A 15,022-nucleotide genomic window follows, 5' to 3' on the forward strand; every position below is an offset into this window, starting at 1 on the left:
CGCCACCGGCGGACAACGACCACCTGTGCTGGTGGTCGCGCTCATACGTCGGGATCATGTGCGTCTCAACAGGTCTGCAGCACAGCCAGGTAGATGTGACTAGCGAGGCGTGTGGGTCGACCCTGTTCAGTCCGACGTCACCGAACGTGAAGCCGTTGCGAAAAATCCGGCCAATTGTCGCAACGGCTTCACGTTCGGTGACCCGACCCCGGTGCACGGCACCCCGACGAACGTACGAGCGAGACCACTAGCGCCTGAAAGCGAAGGATGCCATATTTGCTCCCGTGATGGGTTACCGAGGCAGCCGCTATTTTGGGGTGGTGAGTTGTGAGTGCTGGCGTCGGTGAAACCGCTGCTGACGAGGAGCCGAATTCGGTGAATGCCGACGATGCGCCGACCACCGCTGCTGACATGCGGGCGATGGCTGAGCAGGCGGAGGCCGAGGCCGCAGAGGCGGAGGCGCTGGCCGCTGCCGCCCGCGCCCGGGCTCGCGCGATCCAGTTGCGCCAGCAGGCCAAACTGGCGGAAGCTAGCGAAAAATCCGAGCCGCACGCAGACGAAGACACCGAGAGTGACGCGGAGGACACTCACTCCGAGGGCGAGCCAGAAGACGAGGGCGTGGACGACGCCGTCGCGGACCACGACGCGTCTGGTACCACTCCCGACGCGGCCGCGGACCAGCCGGCATGGTATCGACGGTGGCGTCGTCCCAGACTCTCCACCGTCGCCGCGGTTCTTGCCGTGGTCGCCATCCTCGCCTTCTCGGCGGTCAGCGGACTCATGCTGTGGGAGCATCGCAACGCGGCCCAGCAGCGTCGACTTGCCGAGGAGTTCGCTGCCGCGGCTCGCCAAGGCGTCGTGACGCTCACGTCGCTGGACTTCAACGACGCGAAGGAAGGTGTGCAGCGCATCATCGACGACTCCACCGGCTCGTTCAAAGACGACTTCGCCAAGATGGCAGCCGATTTCACCAAGGTGGTCGAACAGTCGAAGGTGGTCGAGCGCGGTACGGTTGCAGCCGCGGCGGTGGACCTGGGTTCGATGACAAGCGACTCCGCGGTCGTGCTGGTCGCGTCCACCTCTGAAGTGACCAACGCAGCTGGCGCCAAGCAGGATCCACGCCGGTTCAGGTTGATCGTGACTGTTGCGCGGGACGGCGATCAGCTCAAGATGTCGAAAGTCGAGTTTGTGCCGTGACGACAGAAGAAACCCCGATGACCGAGGAGACAGCACCCGCCGATCCGCTAGAGCACGCCGAGGCCGAAGATGTGTCGCCGGGTCGGCTGAAGCGCTTCGGCGGCCGCGTGCAGGCCCTGCTGCGCGGCCGGATGGTTTCGGTGCTTTTAGGGTTGCTGGTCGTGGCTTCGGCGGCGTTGGCGGGTGGATTGCTCTATTTCCAATACCGACCGGATCGGGCCACCGACGCAGCGGCCGCCAAGTCGGCAATCACCGCGGCTACCGACGGGACGATCGCCATCCTGTCGTATTCCCCGGAGACTCTCGAGGCCGACTTCGCTTCCGCCAAGTCACATTTGACCGGTGACTTCTTGTCCTACTACAACCAGTTCACCCAGCAGATCGTCGCCCCGGCCGCGAAGCAGAAGTCCGTGAAGACGACCGCGGTGGTGCTTCGTGCCGCCGTGTCGGAACTACATTCGGACTCGGCAGTGGTGCTGGAGTTCGTCAATCAGAGCACGGTGAGCGCAGACCGGCCGGAGCCATCGTTGAGCGCAAGTAGCGTTCTGGTCACATTGACCAAAGCGGATGGCAAGTGGCTGATTTCGTCGTTCGACCCGGTCTGAGCCGCGCCGGGCCCGGTGCCTACCGACGCGCGCTGCCGTCCGCCGAGGTGGGGCGGGTCAGCTCCTCGAGCAATGGCGGAATGTCCAGCCGCGGCAGCACGGCTTCGACGAGCACCATCCGGTCCTGGTGCCGGGCCGCGGCGGTCAGCGCCTCGTCGAGCTCGGCGTAGGTGCGGGCCCGAAAGGTCAGGTGATCGGTGACGCCCAGCGCGCCAGGGATCGCCGACCAGTCCCACGCCACGATGTCGTTGTAGGGCGCCGTCTTTCCGTGAATGGCGCGCTCGACGGTGTAGCCGTCGTTGTTGACCACCACGATCACCGGTGACAGCCCCTCCCGCGCGAACACACCCAATTCCTGCACGGTCAGCTGGGCGGCGCCGTCGCCGATCAGCAGCACCGGCCGGCGATCGCGATGCGCCAGTCCGGCCCCGAGCGTGGCGGGCAGTGTGTAGCCGATCGAGCCCCACAGCGGCTGGCCGACGAACGTGACGCCGGGCGGCAGCCGATGCGCGGCCATGCCGTAGAACGACGTGCCCTGATCGGCCAGCACCACGTTGCCCGGCGTCAGCGCTTCGCAGAACCTGTTCCACAACACTTCCTGGGTCAGCGGCTGATCCGGTGCCGGCGGATCACATCCCCCGCCGTCGGCCGGCGCGACCACCGGCGCGGAGGCGATGCCGCGCCGGGCGAGAATCCCGGCCAGGGCGTCCAGCGCAGCCTCCATCTCCAGCGGCGCGAACACCCGGTTGGCGACGGTGCTCTGCTGTACACCGACATCGATGGTCCGGGCCGGTTCGATGCGCTGGCTGAAGAAGCCGCTGACCATGTCGGTGAACACCACCCCGGCGGTCACCAGCACCGGCGCCTCCTCGATCGCGCGGCGCACCCGCTCGTCGCCGGCGGCACCGGTGTAGATGCCCAGGAAATTCGGTGAGCTCTCGTCGACCAGGCTCTTGCCCCACATCAACGTCGCGTGCGGCACCACGTCGGCGGCCAGCAACGCCTCGAGGTGTTTGACCGCGTGCAGGCGATGCACCAGGAAGTCGGCGAGCACCGTCACCTGCCGGTCGGCGATGAGCTCGGTCGCGGCGGCGGTGAACAGCGACAGTGCCCGCGGGCTGGTGCCGCCGGCATAACGCGGCAGTGGCGCGTCGGGCCGCTCCACGTCGAAGCGTGCCACGTCGGTGGGCAGCAGCAGGTAGCCGGGCCGCTTGCGTTCCCGCACCTCGCAGAGCACCCGGTCGATCTCCCGGGTGGCCATCGCCGGCATGAGATTGGCTTGCGCACAGGTGATTTCGCGGCTGATCCGCAGGAAGTGCTCGAAATCGCCGTCGCCGAGCGAATGATGCAGTGCTCGTCGGCTGCCCTGCGCGTCTTTCGACGGCCCACCGACGATGTGCACCACCGGAACATGTTCGGCGTAACTGCCCGCGATCGCGTTGGCCGCCGACAGCTCGCCGACGCCGAATGTCGTCACCACAGCCGACATTCCCCGCAGTCGTCCGTAACCGTCGGCGGCGTAGCCGGCGTTGAGTTCGTTGGCGTTGCCCACCCAGCGGATATCGCGACGAGCGACGACGTGGTCCAGGAATTCCAGGTTGTAGTCACCGGGAACACCGAAGATGTGCGCGACACCGAGCTCGGCGAGACGGTCGAGCAGGTAGTCCCCGACGGTGTACCGGTCAGTCACGACACCGACGGTACGCTGCGCCGAAAACGCCTCCGGGGGGCCGTCGTCTCGCTATGGTGCGGGCCATGGCCATCAGCGAATCCCGCGAAATCGTGATCGAAGCGAGCCCGGAGGAGGTTCTCGAGGTGCTCGCCGACGTGGACTCGCTGGCCGAGTGGTCGCCGGCGCACCAGAGCTCGCAGGTCATGGACCGCGCAGACGACGGCCGGCCCACCGTGGCGAGGATGAAAGTCAAGGCCGCCGGGATCACCGACGAGCAGCTGGTCGCCTACACCTGGGGTGAGAACACCGTGAGCTGGACGCTGGTCAGCGCCTCCCAGCAGCGCGCGCAGGATGCCACCTACACGCTGACACCGCAGGGTGACACGACGCGGGTGGCGTTCGACATCACCGTCGACCCGCTGGTGCTGCTGCCCGGCTTCGTGCTCAAACGAGTGATCAAGGGGTCGGTGGACACTGCGACCGAGGGATTGCGCAAGCGGGTGCTGAGCGTGCGCAAGGCCCGCTGAGTGGCCGGACCGCCGGCCGGGCCGCTCGCGGGCGTGCGGGTCGTCGAGCTCGGCGGCATCGGCCCGGGACCGCATGCCGGCATGGTCCTCGCCGACCTGGGCGCCGACGTGGTGCGGGTGCGTCGCCCCGGCGGCGTGGCGTTCGCAAGCGCGGCGAAGCCGGGCGAAGCGGGTCGCCGCCGAGCACCCCTGACGATGCCGGCCGAGGACCGCGACCTGCTGCACCGCGGCAAGCGCATCGTCGACCTGGACGTGAAGGCGCGGCCGCAGGCCCTGCTGGACCTGGCCGCCAAAGCCGACGTGCTGCTGGACTGTTCCCGGCCCGGCACCTGCGAGCGGCTGGGCATCGGGCCCGGCGAGTGCGGGGCGGGCAACCCGGGCTGATCTTCGCCCGCATCACCGGATGGGGACAGGACGGGCCCCACGCGGCCACCGCCGCCCACGACATCAACTACCTGTCGCTGACCGGGACGCTGGCGGCACTGGGGTACCGCGACCGGCCGCCGATGCCGCCGTTGAACCTGCTCGCCGACTTCGGCGGCGGGTCGATGCTGGTGCTGCTCGACGGCGGCGCGCCGTTCTACGGATGCTACGAGACCGCGGACGGCAAATACCTGGCCGTCGGTGCGATCGAGCCGCAGTCCTTCGCCGAATTGCTTGCCGGGCTTGGGCTTTCGGCCGATGAGGTGCCGGGTCAGCTCGACGTCGGGTCCTACCCGCGGATGCGCTCGGTCTTCGCCGAACGGTTCGCACGCAAGACCCGCGACGAGTGGGCGGGGATCTTCGTCGGCACCGACTCGTGTGTCACCCCGGTGCTGACGTGGAATGAGGCGGCCGCCGACCCGCACATCACCGCCCGCGCAACGGTGCTCGCCGCCAACGGCGTCGAGCAGGCCGCCCCGGCCCCGCGGTTCTCCCGCAGCCGGACTCCACCGGTGCGGACGCCGCCGCCCGGCACCGCGCCGCTGAACGACATCGGCTGGTAATCACCGATGCGCCGTCCAGGCCGGGCCGCGTTGCTAGGTTGTACGCAGTGGCTATACGGGCTTCGCGGGAAATTCTGATCGACGCGCCGCCGGAGGTGATCCTGGACGCGCTCGCCGATATCTCCTCGGTGCCGTCGTGGTCCCCGCTGCACAAACGGGCCGAGGTCGTCGACACCTACGGCGACGGTCGGCCGCACCACGTCAAGGTGACCGTGAAGGTGATGGGCATCAGCGACCACGAGACGCTGGAATACCACTGGGGTCCGGACTGGATGGTCTGGGACGCCGAGGACAACTCTCAGCAAAGTGCACAGCACGTCGAGTACACGCTGCGCCGCGTCGGCGACGACAAGACGCGGGTCCGATTCGACATCACCCTGGAGTTGCTCGCGCCGGTGCCCAAGTTCTTGGTCAAACGGGCCCGCAGGTCGGTGCTGGACGTGGCGACCGAGGGGCTGCGCCGGCGGGTCATGCGCGCCGACGGGCTGCATCAACCTACATAACACGGGGTCAACTGGACGTGCCGTCGGTCGATTCCGGCACCATCGGCAGGGTAAATCGGAAGGCTGCTCCGGACGACTCCGGAATGCACTCCAAGATGCCATGGTGCGCGTGGGCCAGGGCCCGGGCTATGGGCAGCCCCAGTCCGGCGCCACCGGAGTCGCGGTCGCGGGCGTCGTCAAGGCGGACCAGCCGGTCGAAGACCCGCTCGCGGTCAGCGGGTGGGATGCCGGGGCCGGAGTCGACGACCGTCACCTCGGCGTTGTGACCGCGCGCCGCGGTGCGCACGGTGATCTCGCCGCCCTGCGGGGTGTGCCGGCGGGCGTTGTCCAACAGGTTCGACAGGATCTGCGCGATTCGGCTCGGGTCGGCGCGGATCGGCAGGTTTGCGCTGTCCCCGACGAGGCGCACGGTCAGGCCGGGAGCGAGCATGGCGGCCCGGTCGACTTCGGTGGCGACGATGTCGGCGAGGTCGACCTCCCCGTCGGGTAGTGCTACCCCCGCATCGATGTTGGCGATGTCGAGCAGGTCGGACACCAATCTGCCGGCGCGACGGGTTTCGTCGGACAGCAGCGCGGCGTAGCGGCGGCGGCGGACGGTCGCCGAGCCGGTGTCGCAGTCGCCGGCTCCTTCGGTGGAGGCGGCGAGTTGTTGTGCCACAGCCTGGATGGCTGCCACCGGGCTACGCAGCTCGTGCGCCGCGTCGGAGAGGAATTGGCGCGTCTTTGCTTCGGCTCGCTGGGCGACTTCGGCGGCCTGACGGGCGTTGGTTTCGGCGTTCTCGAGTGCGTCGAGCATGTTGTCGAACGCGGCGGCCGCGTGGCCTAGTTCGGTTCGTGGCCGGTCCGGGCGCAGTCGGCGTCCCCGGTCGCCGTAGGTGATGCGCTCCGCGGTGGAGGTCATCCGTTTCAGCGGTGCCAGCGCGCGGCCGACGGCGATCCTGACCAGCAGCGCGACCAACACCAGGGTGATGGCACCGCCGACGAGCATGTCCCGCCGCAGCTGGGCCCGGCGAGCGTGAATCCCGGCGGTCTTGGCCACCATGGTGAGTTTCGAGCCGTCCGGCAGGATGCGGGTCACCTTCTTGCTGGTCCGCTCGCCGGCGGACGGCGGCGCCGGTAGCCCGCCCTGCGGCGGGGGTGACGGCGTGGGCGCGATGGCCAGATCTCCGTAGCGGGCGCCGTCCCGGCCGATCACCTGCACGCGGATTCTCTGGCCTTGCAGCTGGTTGACGACCTCGGCCGGCCCGACCCCGGCCTCGACCAGGGTGGTGGCGCGCACGATGCCGTCGGCCAGCCGGGAGTCCACGTCGCGGTTGAGCTGCACGCCCACAAGTTCGTCGACCACCCCGCCGAGCGCGAACAGCATGACGGCGATCACCCCGACCGTCGCTGTCGTGACCCGCCGGTGCAGAGACGGCGTGGGCGTGCGGGTCATGGATGACCTGCCGACAGCTGGTAGCCGATGCCCCGGATCGTGTGCAGCATCCGAGACCCGTGCGCCTCCAGCTTGCGGCGCAGCGCGCTGATATAGACCTCGACCAGGTTGACGTCGTAGGCGTCGTATCCCCACACCGCCGCCAGGATCTGATACTTGCTCACCGTCCGGCCGCGCTGTTCGACGAGGTAACTGAGCAGCTTGAACTCGGTGCCGGTCAGATCCAGCACGGCACCGGCCCGGCTCACCATGCCGGCGTCCACATCCACGACAAGGTCGCCGACCTGCGTTGCCGACGGCACACGCCCCCGCCGCCGCAGTACCGCGCCCACCCTGGAAATCAGCTCGGCCACGTCGAACGGCTTGATCACGTAGTCGTCGGCGCCGGCGTCCAGTCCACGCAGACGGTCGGGGAGCGCGTCTTTGGCGGTGAGCAGGACGATGCCGGCATCACCGTAGCCGCGCACCACGTCGATGAGCGCGAAACCGTCGCGGCCGGGCATCATCACGTCGAGTACCACCAGATCGGGGCGGAACGCGACCAGCACGTCTTCCAGCCCGCGACCGTCCACCCGTCCGCCGCTGATGTATCCCGCATCGGCGAGTGCCTCCACGACCATCTCGCGGATGGCTTCGTAGTCCTCCACGACCAGCACCCGGGGCGCGCTGGTGTCCGAGTACCGCCGGGGGGCGCCGTCCACACCAGTCATTGTGACGGCACGTTCCTGAAGGGAGCCTGAGCGAACCGCGTCGACCGCACCGTTTTCAGCTCCGGTTCAGTTTGATCCCGCACCGTCGTCGGCGAGCCGACCGAGGGAGGAGAACACATGTCGTTGCTGACCACCCGGCCGCAAGCGCGGGCAGCCGTCGTTCGTCAGCAGTTCGTGGCGGCCATGGCCGCCAGCTCAGCGACTGTCGGCTAGATCCCAAAGGACCCAAAGGACCTAAAGGAGGTGTCGTGCAATGGATTTCGGAATGTTGCCGCCGGAGGTGAACTCCGCTCGCATGTATGCTGGCGCGGGTGCGGGTCCGCTGTTGACGGCCGCGACCGCCTGGGACGGGCTGGCCGCCGAATTGCGCTCCGCAGCTGCTTCCTACAGCTCGGTGATCTCCGGGCTGGCCGGGAACTCCTGGTCGGGCGCGGCGTCGGTGTCGATGGCCGCCGCGGCCGCCCCGTATGTGGCATGGATGCACACCACCGCCGCGCAGGCCGAGCAGTCGGCCGACCAGGCGCGCGCGGCAGCGGGCGCATACGAGACGGCGTTTGCGATGACGGTGGCGCCGCCGGTGATCGCGGCCAACCGCAGCCTGGTGACGGCGCTGGTCGCGACGAACTTCCTGGGCCAGAACGCGCCGGCCATCGCGGCCACCGAGGCCCACTACGCCGAAATGTGGGTCCAGGACGCCGCGGCGATGTACGGCTACGCCGGCAGCTCGGCGGCCGCCTCGACGTTGTCGCCGTTCACCTCGCCGCCGCACACCACTAATTCGGGCGGGTCCGCCGCCCAGGGCACCGCGGCCGCGCAAGCCGCCGGCACCTCGGCCGGAAACGCGCAGGCGGCGTTGTCACAGCTGATGGCGGCGACGCCGCAGACGCTGCAGGGACTGGCTTCGCCGCTGCCATCTGCCGCGGCGACCTCGTCGGCGGCAGAGCTGACCGGAGCGGCCGCGGCGGCGGGCTCGGCGAGTGGGGGATCGTCCACGGCGCTGTCGTTGTCAGAACTCCTCTACCCGTTGATATTCGGGTCGATGATGCCGATGAGAGCCATGTCGATGGTGAACATGGCGAGGTCACTGGCGACCGGTGTCACTGCGGCCAAGGCAGTGGCACCGGCGGTGGGGACGGCTTTGATGAGCGGCGTCGGTGCGGGATCCGGTGCGCTGGGTTCAGCGGGTCTGGGTGGTGCCGCGGTGTCCGCGGGTCTGGGTCGGGCGACGTCGATCGGTGCGCTGTCGGTGCCGCAGATGTGGTCGGCGGCGGGCCCCGCCCCCGTTTCACTCATGAGCGGGTTGCCGTCCGCCGCGGCGCCGACCGCCACGCTCGCGTCGGTGTCTGGGTATCAGCCGGGCGGGTCGGCGGCGATACCACCGATGACGCCGATAACGAATTTGGCCGCCCAGAACACGGCCAACGCAGCTCCCCGATACGGCTTCCGTCTCGCCGTGATGGCGCGCCCGCCGGCTGCCGGATAACGGGAACGGATCCCGACGACGTGGGCGTGCACCTCGAAACGGCCTGCCGTCGTCAGGTCAGGGACGGCCCGTCGCGGAGCACGGCGAGGCGGCGGATCGCCTCGTCGAGGGTGTCGTCGCGTTTGCAGAAGCTGAATCGGACCAGGTGATTCCACACGTTGGCATGGTCGGCGGCCGGATCGCAGAACGCCGACACCGGGATCGCGACCACACCGATCTTCTGCGGCAGTGCCGCGCAAAATGCGGTGCTGTCGTGGTAGCCCAGCGGGCGCGGGTCGGCGCACAGAAAGTAGCTGCCGACGCTGTCGTGCACTCCGAAGCCTATCTCGCTCAGCGCCGTCGCCAAGCGATCCCGTCTGGCCTGCAACAACTTTTGCAGTGCGGCTACCCAGGCCTGCTCGGTATCGAGCGCCTGGGCCACCGCCGGCTGGAACGGCGCACCGCTGACGTAGCTCAGGTATTGCTTGGCCGCGCGCACGCCGGCGATGAGTTCCGCGGGCCCGCAGGCCCATCCGATTTTCCAGCCGGTGCAGTTGAACATCTTGGCCGCGCTGGAGACGGTGACGGTTCGCTCGGCCATGCCGTCGAACCCGGCGAGCGGCCGGTGGCGGTGGCCGTCGAAGGTCAGCTGCTCGTAGACCTCGTCGCTGACGACCAGCAGGTCGGCATCGCACGCCACTTCGGCGATCGCCGCGCAGTCGGCCTCGGCCAGCACCATGCCGGTCGGGTTGTGCGGCGAGTTGACGATCACCGCGCGGGTCCGTGGTGTCACCGCGCGCCGCAGCCTGTCGGCGTCCAGGGCGAAGCCGTGGCCGTCGGGCACCAGCGGCACGGCCACCCGGTGCGCGCCGGCCATGGCCACCACCGGCGAGTACGAGTCGTAGAACGGCTCGACCAGGATCACCTCGGCGCCGGGTTCGACCAGGCCGAGCACCGCGGCGGCGATGGCCTCGCTGGCGCCGACCGTCACCAGCACCTCGGTGTCGGGGTCGTAGTCGACGCCGAACTGGCGTCGGCGCTGGGCGGCGATGGCCTGCCGCAGAGCCGGGATGCCGGGTCCGGGCGGGTACTGGTTGACGCCCGCGGCGATGGCGTCCCGGGCGGCGTGCAGCATCGCGGGCGGCCCGTCCTCGTCGGGAGAGCCCTGCCCGAGGTTGACCGCGCCGACGCGGGCGGCCAGCGCCGACATCTCGGCGAACACCGTGGTGGCGTAGGGCCGCAGCCGCGACACCGTCATGGGCCTTGAGCGTATTCGCTCTCGAGCGTGAGGCTGGACTCACGGTCGGCGCCGGGAGTGATGCCAGCGTCACGCCCGGCGCGCACCGGCTCCCCACCAACGGGTTGATCGGTAGCCCTGTTACGGTCGCGGCACGAGGACTAACGTCCGTAACGACAGTCCATAACGACAGTCCATAACGACACCGTCCGAACTCCCGCGGAGGAAGCACCCATGTCCGAAGAAGCCTTCATCTACGAAGCCATCCGCACCCCACGCGGCAAGCAGAAGAACGGGGCGCTGCACGAGGTCAAGCCGCTGAGCCTGGTGGTCGGCCTGGTCGAGGAGCTGCGCAAGCGATTCCCCGACCTCGACGAGAACCTGATCAGCGACGTCATCCTCGGGGTGGTGTCACCGGTCGGCGACCAGGGCGGCGACATCGCCCGCGCTGCGGTGCTGGCCGCGGGCCTGCCCGACACCACCGGCGGTGTGCAGCTCAACCGGTTCTGCGCGTCCGGCCTGGAGGCCGTCAACACCGCCGCGCAGAAGGTGCGCTCCGGGTGGGACGACCTGGTGCTGGCCGGCGGTGTGGAGTCGATGAGTCGGGTGCCGATGGGCTCCGACGGCGGCGCCATGGCGCTGGACCCGGCCACCAACTACGACATCGGGTTCGTCCCGCAGGGCATCGGCGCCGACCTGATCGCCACGCTCGAAGGTTTCTCCCGTGAGGACGTCGACGCGTACGCGTTGCGCAGCCAGGAGAAGGCGGCCGCCGCCTGGTCGGGTGGCTACTTCGCCAAGTCCGTGGTGCCGGTGCGCGACCAGAACGGCCTGTTGATCCTCGATCACGACGAGCACATGCGGCCCGACACCACCATGGAGGGGCTGGCCAAGCTCAAGCCCGCGTTCGAGGGCCTGGCCGCGCTGGGCGGCTTCGACGACGTCGCGCTGCAGAAGTACCACTGGATCGAGAAGATCAACCACGTCCACACCGGCGGCAACAGCTCCGGCATCGTCGACGGCGCCGCGCTGGTGCTGGTCGGCTCGGAAAGCGCGGGACGGGCGGTCAACCTCACCCCGCGGGCCCGCATCGTGGCCACGGCCACCAGCGGCGCCGACCCGGTGATCATGCTGACCGGGCCGACCCCGGCCACCCGCAAGGCACTCGACCGGGCCGGGCTCACCGTCGACGACATCGACCTGTTCGAGCTCAACGAGGCGTTCGCGTCGGTGGTGCTGAAATTCCAGAAGGACCTCAACATTCCCGACGAGAAGCTCAACGTCAACGGCGGCGCCATCGCGATGGGCCACCCGCTGGGGGCGACCGGCGCGATGATCCTGGGCACCATGGTCGACGAGCTGGAGCGCCGCAACGCCCGGCGCGCAGTGGTGACGCTGTGCATCGGCGGCGGCATGGGTGTCGCGACGATCATCGAACGAGTCTGAACATTCCTCCGGAAGGGAAATTGCATGGCGGACAACACAATCCACTGGGACAAAGACGCCGACGGCATCGTCACACTGACCATGGACGACCCGTCGGGGTCGGCCAACGTGATGAACGACGCCTACACCGAGTCGATGGGCAAAGCAGTCGATCGTCTTGTCGCGGAAAAGGATTCCATCACCGGCGTGGTGATCACCAGCGCCAAGAAGACGTTCTTCGCCGGCGGTGACGTGAAGTCGATGATCCAGGCGCGGCCGGAGGATGCCGGCGGCGTGTTCGACACCGTCGAGACGATCAAGAAGCAGCTGCGTACCCTTGAGACGTTCGGCAGGCCCGTCGTCGCCGCCATCAACGGTGCCGCGCTGGGCGGCGGTCTCGAGATCGCGCTGGCGTGTCACCACCGGATCGCCGCCGACGTCAAGGGCAGCCAGATCGGTTTGCCGGAAGTGACATTGGGCCTGCTGCCCGGCGGCGGTGGCGTCACTCGTACCGTGCGGATGCTGGGCATCCAGAACGCGTTCGTCACCGTGCTTGCGCAGGGCACCCGCTTCAAGCCGGCCAAGGCCAAGGAGATCGGTCTGATCGACGAGGTGTTGCCGACGGTCGAGGAGCTGGCGCCGAGGGCTAAGGCCTGGATAAAGGAGGTCAAGGCCAACCCGGACGCGCACACTCAGCCGTGGGATGCCAAGGGCTACAAGATGCCCGGCGGCACTCCGTCGTCACCCGCGCTGGCGGCCGTCCTGCCGTCGTTCCCGTCGAACCTGCGCAAGCAGCTCAAGGGCGCTCCGATGCCCGCGCCGCGCGCCATCCTGGCCGCCGCGGTCGAGGGCGCGCAGGTCGACTTCGACACCGCCACGCGCATCGAGAGCCGCTACTTCGCCTCGCTGGTCACTGGCCAGATCGCCAAGAACATGATCCAGGCGTTCTTCTTCGACCTGCAGCACATCAATTCCGGCGGCTCGCGGCCCGACGGCATCGCCAAAACGCCGATCAAGAAGATCGGGGTGCTCGGTGCCGGCATGATGGGCGCCGGCATCGCCTACGTCTCGGCCAAGGCGGGCTACGACGTGGTGCTCAAGGATGTGAACCTCGAGGCTGCTCAGAAGGGTAAGGGCTACTCGGAGAAGCTGGAAGCCAAGGCGCTCGAAAGAGGCCGTACCACCGCGGAGAAGTCGAAGGCGCTGCTGGACCGCATCACCCCGACGGGTGCGGCGGCCGACCTCAAGGGCGTCGACTTCGTGATCGAGGCGGTGTTCGAGAACCAGGAGCTCAAGCACAAGGTCTTCGGTGAGATCGAAGACATCGTCGAGCCCAACGCGCTGCTCGGGTCCAACACCTCGACACTGCCGATCACCGGTCTGGCGACCGGTGTGAAGCGCCAGGAGGACTTCATCGGGATCCACTTCTTCTCGCCGGTCGACAAGATGCCGCTGGTCGAGATCATCAAGGGCGAGAAAACATCTGACGAGGCGCTGGCCCGGGTGTTCGACTACACGCTGGCGATCGGCAAGACCCCGATCGTGGTCAACGACAGCCGAGGCTTCTACACCAGCCGCGTGATCGGGACCTTCGTCAACGAGGCGCTGGCGATGCTCGGCGAGGGCGTGGAGCCGGCCAGCATCGAGCATGCCGGCAGCCAAGCCGGCTACCCCGCCCCGCCGCTGCAGCTGTCCGACGAGCTCAACATGGAGCTGATGCACAAGATCGCCGTTGCCTCCCGCAAGGGTGTCGAGGACGCCGGCGGCACCTACCAACCGCACCCGGCCGAGGCCGTCGTCGAAAAGATGATCGCGCTGGGCCGGCCATCTCGGTTGGCCGGCAAGGGTTTCTACGAGTACGCCGACGGTGGGCGGGTCGGCTTGTGGCCCGGCCTGCGGGAGACGTTCAACTCCGGCTCGTCGGCGCCGCCGCTGCAGGACATGATCGACCGGATGCTGTTCGCCGAGGCGCTGGAAACCCAGAAGTGTCTCGACGAGGGTGTGCTGACCTCCACCGCCGACGCCAACATCGGCTCGATCATGGGTATCGGCTTCCCGCCGTGGACCGGCGGCACCGCGCAGTACATCGTCGGCTATTCCGGTCCGGCCGGCACGGGCAAGGCAGCTTTCGTCGCCCGCGCCCGCGAGCTGGCGGCCAAGTACGGCGACCGCTTCACCCCGCCGGAGTCGCTCACCTGAGGTTCACCGCCGGCGAGTGCGGGCGATCAGCCCTTGAGCGCCGCGGCGATTCGTCGCCACTGCTCGCGGGGGAACGTCGTCTGCTCGGCTGTCAGCACCTGGACACAGACATGGTCGGCACCGGCCGACAGGTGCTCGCCGACCCGGCGGACGACGGCGTCCTCGTTGCCCCAGGCGATGATCGCGTCGAACAGCCGATCGCTCACCTGCGCCAGATCGTCGGAGGAGAACCCGAGGCGCAGCAGGTTGTTGGCGTAGTTCGGTAAGCCCAAATAGCCTCGCATCCAATCGGTTCCGATGGCGCGCGCTTCGTCGGCGCTGTCGCAGAGGATCACGGCCTGCTCCGGTAGCAGCAGCGGACCGGCACCCAGAACCGAACGGGCAGTTGCGGTGTGCTCGGGTGTGGTCAGATATGGATGGGCGCCACGGGTCCGGGTCGCCGACAGGGCAAGCATTTTCGGACCGAGCGCCGCCAGGACGCGGCGCTCGACGGGGACCGGCGGTGTCGCGGCATCCAACGCGTCCAGATACGACGCCGTCGCCGCCAGCGGTTTCCGGTAGCGCCCGGGCTCCCTGGAGTCGATCAGCGGAGCGTGGCTGACGCCGATGCCCAACAGGAAGCGGTCACCGTGGGCGGCGGTCAGCGACGCATAGGATTCGGCGACATCGGCCGGCTCATGCATCCACAGGTTGAGGATTCCGGTTGCGATCACCGTCCGTCTGGTCGCGGCCAGTAGACGCCCCACCGCGTCGAACACCCGACCGCCGACGTCGGGTATCCACAGCGCCGGGAAGCCCAGCTCGTCCAATTCAGCTGCTGCCTCCGCTGATTCGGATGGATCGCCGTAGCGCAGCTGGCTGCTCCAGATTCCGACACCGGAAAGCTCCATCCGAAACGCCTCTCTCCTGGTTGGCCCGTCGCAGATCATGTTGCCAAACAGCGCCCGTCGGCCGGCCACCGGGGTACGCCGGCGCGCGGGAAGGTTTAGAGTCGCAGACTATGCGCTTCGGACTGTTCATCCCGCAAGGCTGGCGAATGGATCTGGTCGGCATCGAACCCCCGA

The 15,022-nt window shown here is 68.6% G+C and carries 13 protein-coding genes and 1 pseudogene; 9 read left to right on the top strand and 5 right to left on the bottom strand.

What is annotated here, in order from left to right; genetic code table 11:
- Window positions 1-411: 411 nt before the first annotated feature.
- Together ABDW21_RS05130 and ABDW21_RS05135 are read left to right on the top strand one after the other, a co-directional pair.
- Window positions 412-1,197 carry a hypothetical protein gene (locus tag ABDW21_RS05130; RefSeq protein ID WP_343602996.1) on the top strand — a complete coding sequence of 262 codons (786 nt, stop codon included), beginning with the start codon at window positions 412-414 and terminating at the stop codon, window positions 1,195-1,197.
- On the top strand, window positions 1,194-1,802 hold the full coding sequence (locus ABDW21_RS05135) for a twin-arginine translocation pathway signal (RefSeq protein WP_343602986.1): 609 nt from the start codon (window positions 1,194-1,196) through the stop codon (window positions 1,800-1,802). The genes ABDW21_RS05130 and ABDW21_RS05135 overlap by 4 nt, the downstream gene beginning before the upstream one ends.
- Window positions 1,803-1,821: 19 nt before the next feature.
- Here ABDW21_RS05135 and ABDW21_RS05140 read toward each other — a convergent pair whose 3' ends face one another.
- Window positions 1,822-3,492, bottom strand: a complete 1,671-nt coding sequence (locus ABDW21_RS05140) for an alpha-keto acid decarboxylase family protein (protein WP_343602988.1) — start codon at window positions 3,490-3,492, stop codon at window positions 1,822-1,824.
- Between the two features lie 65 nt (window positions 3,493-3,557).
- Here ABDW21_RS05140 and ABDW21_RS05145 point away from each other — a divergent pair, with 65 nt between their 5' ends.
- The 4 genes and pseudogenes from ABDW21_RS05145 (at window position 3,558) to ABDW21_RS05160 (ending at window position 5,490) form a co-directional block, all read left to right on the top strand.
- Window positions 3,558-4,001: an SRPBCC family protein gene (locus tag ABDW21_RS05145; protein ID WP_343602990.1), complete on the top strand. Its 444-nt coding sequence runs from the start codon at window positions 3,558-3,560 to the stop codon at window positions 3,999-4,001.
- An 81-nt stretch (window positions 4,002-4,082) separates the two neighbouring features.
- A pseudogene (locus tag ABDW21_RS05150) lies at window positions 4,083-4,498 on the top strand (CoA transferase); the annotation flags it as partial.
- Window positions 4,499-4,549: 51 nt separating this feature from the next.
- A complete protein-coding gene (locus ABDW21_RS05155) occupies window positions 4,550-4,987 on the top strand; it encodes a CoA transferase (protein ID WP_343602997.1) in 438 nt (145 codons plus the stop codon).
- A gap of 47 nt (window positions 4,988-5,034) precedes the next feature.
- Window positions 5,035-5,490, top strand: a complete 456-nt coding sequence (locus ABDW21_RS05160; RefSeq protein WP_343602992.1) for an SRPBCC family protein — start codon at window positions 5,035-5,037, stop codon at window positions 5,488-5,490.
- A 7-nt stretch (window positions 5,491-5,497) separates the two neighbouring features.
- Here the strand turns inward: ABDW21_RS05160 and ABDW21_RS05165 are convergent, their stop codons facing one another.
- Window positions 5,498-6,925: a HAMP domain-containing sensor histidine kinase gene (locus ABDW21_RS05165; protein ID WP_343710147.1), complete on the bottom strand. Its 1,428-nt coding sequence runs from the start codon at window positions 6,923-6,925 to the stop codon at window positions 5,498-5,500.
- The gene (locus ABDW21_RS05170; RefSeq protein WP_343601744.1) at window positions 6,922-7,626 is read right to left on the bottom strand and encodes a response regulator transcription factor; all 705 of its coding nucleotides are present in this window, start codon (window positions 7,624-7,626) and stop codon (window positions 6,922-6,924) included. Before ABDW21_RS05170 ends, ABDW21_RS05165 begins: the two co-directional genes overlap by 4 nt.
- Window positions 7,627-7,888: 262 nt before the next feature.
- Between ABDW21_RS05170 and ABDW21_RS05175 the strand changes: the two genes are divergently transcribed.
- Window positions 7,889-9,118, top strand: coding sequence for a PPE family protein (locus tag ABDW21_RS05175; RefSeq protein ID WP_343601746.1), 1,230 nt, complete (start codon window positions 7,889-7,891; stop codon window positions 9,116-9,118).
- A 52-nt stretch (window positions 9,119-9,170) separates the two neighbouring features.
- Here the strand turns inward: ABDW21_RS05175 and ABDW21_RS05180 are convergent, their stop codons facing one another.
- Window positions 9,171-10,355 carry a pyridoxal phosphate-dependent aminotransferase gene (locus ABDW21_RS05180; RefSeq protein WP_343601748.1) on the bottom strand — a complete coding sequence of 395 codons (1,185 nt, stop codon included), beginning with the start codon at window positions 10,353-10,355 and terminating at the stop codon, window positions 9,171-9,173.
- A gap of 213 nt (window positions 10,356-10,568) precedes the next feature.
- Between ABDW21_RS05180 and ABDW21_RS05185 the strand changes: the two genes are divergently transcribed.
- The gene (locus ABDW21_RS05185; protein ID WP_343601750.1) at window positions 10,569-11,780 is read left to right on the top strand and encodes an acetyl-CoA C-acetyltransferase; all 1,212 of its coding nucleotides are present in this window, start codon (window positions 10,569-10,571) and stop codon (window positions 11,778-11,780) included.
- A gap of 24 nt (window positions 11,781-11,804) precedes the next feature.
- The gene (locus ABDW21_RS05190; RefSeq protein WP_343601752.1) at window positions 11,805-13,958 is read left to right on the top strand and encodes a 3-hydroxyacyl-CoA dehydrogenase NAD-binding domain-containing protein; all 2,154 of its coding nucleotides are present in this window, start codon (window positions 11,805-11,807) and stop codon (window positions 13,956-13,958) included.
- Window positions 13,959-13,984: 26 nt separating this feature from the next.
- Here ABDW21_RS05190 and ABDW21_RS05195 read toward each other — a convergent pair whose 3' ends face one another.
- The gene (locus ABDW21_RS05195) at window positions 13,985-14,848 is read right to left on the bottom strand and encodes an LLM class F420-dependent oxidoreductase (RefSeq protein WP_343601754.1); all 864 of its coding nucleotides are present in this window, start codon (window positions 14,846-14,848) and stop codon (window positions 13,985-13,987) included.
- Window positions 14,849-15,022 lie beyond the last annotated feature (174 nt).

This window comes from Mycobacterium sp. (assembly GCF_039583805.1).
Lineage (GTDB): Bacteria > Actinomycetota > Actinomycetes > Mycobacteriales > Mycobacteriaceae > Mycobacterium.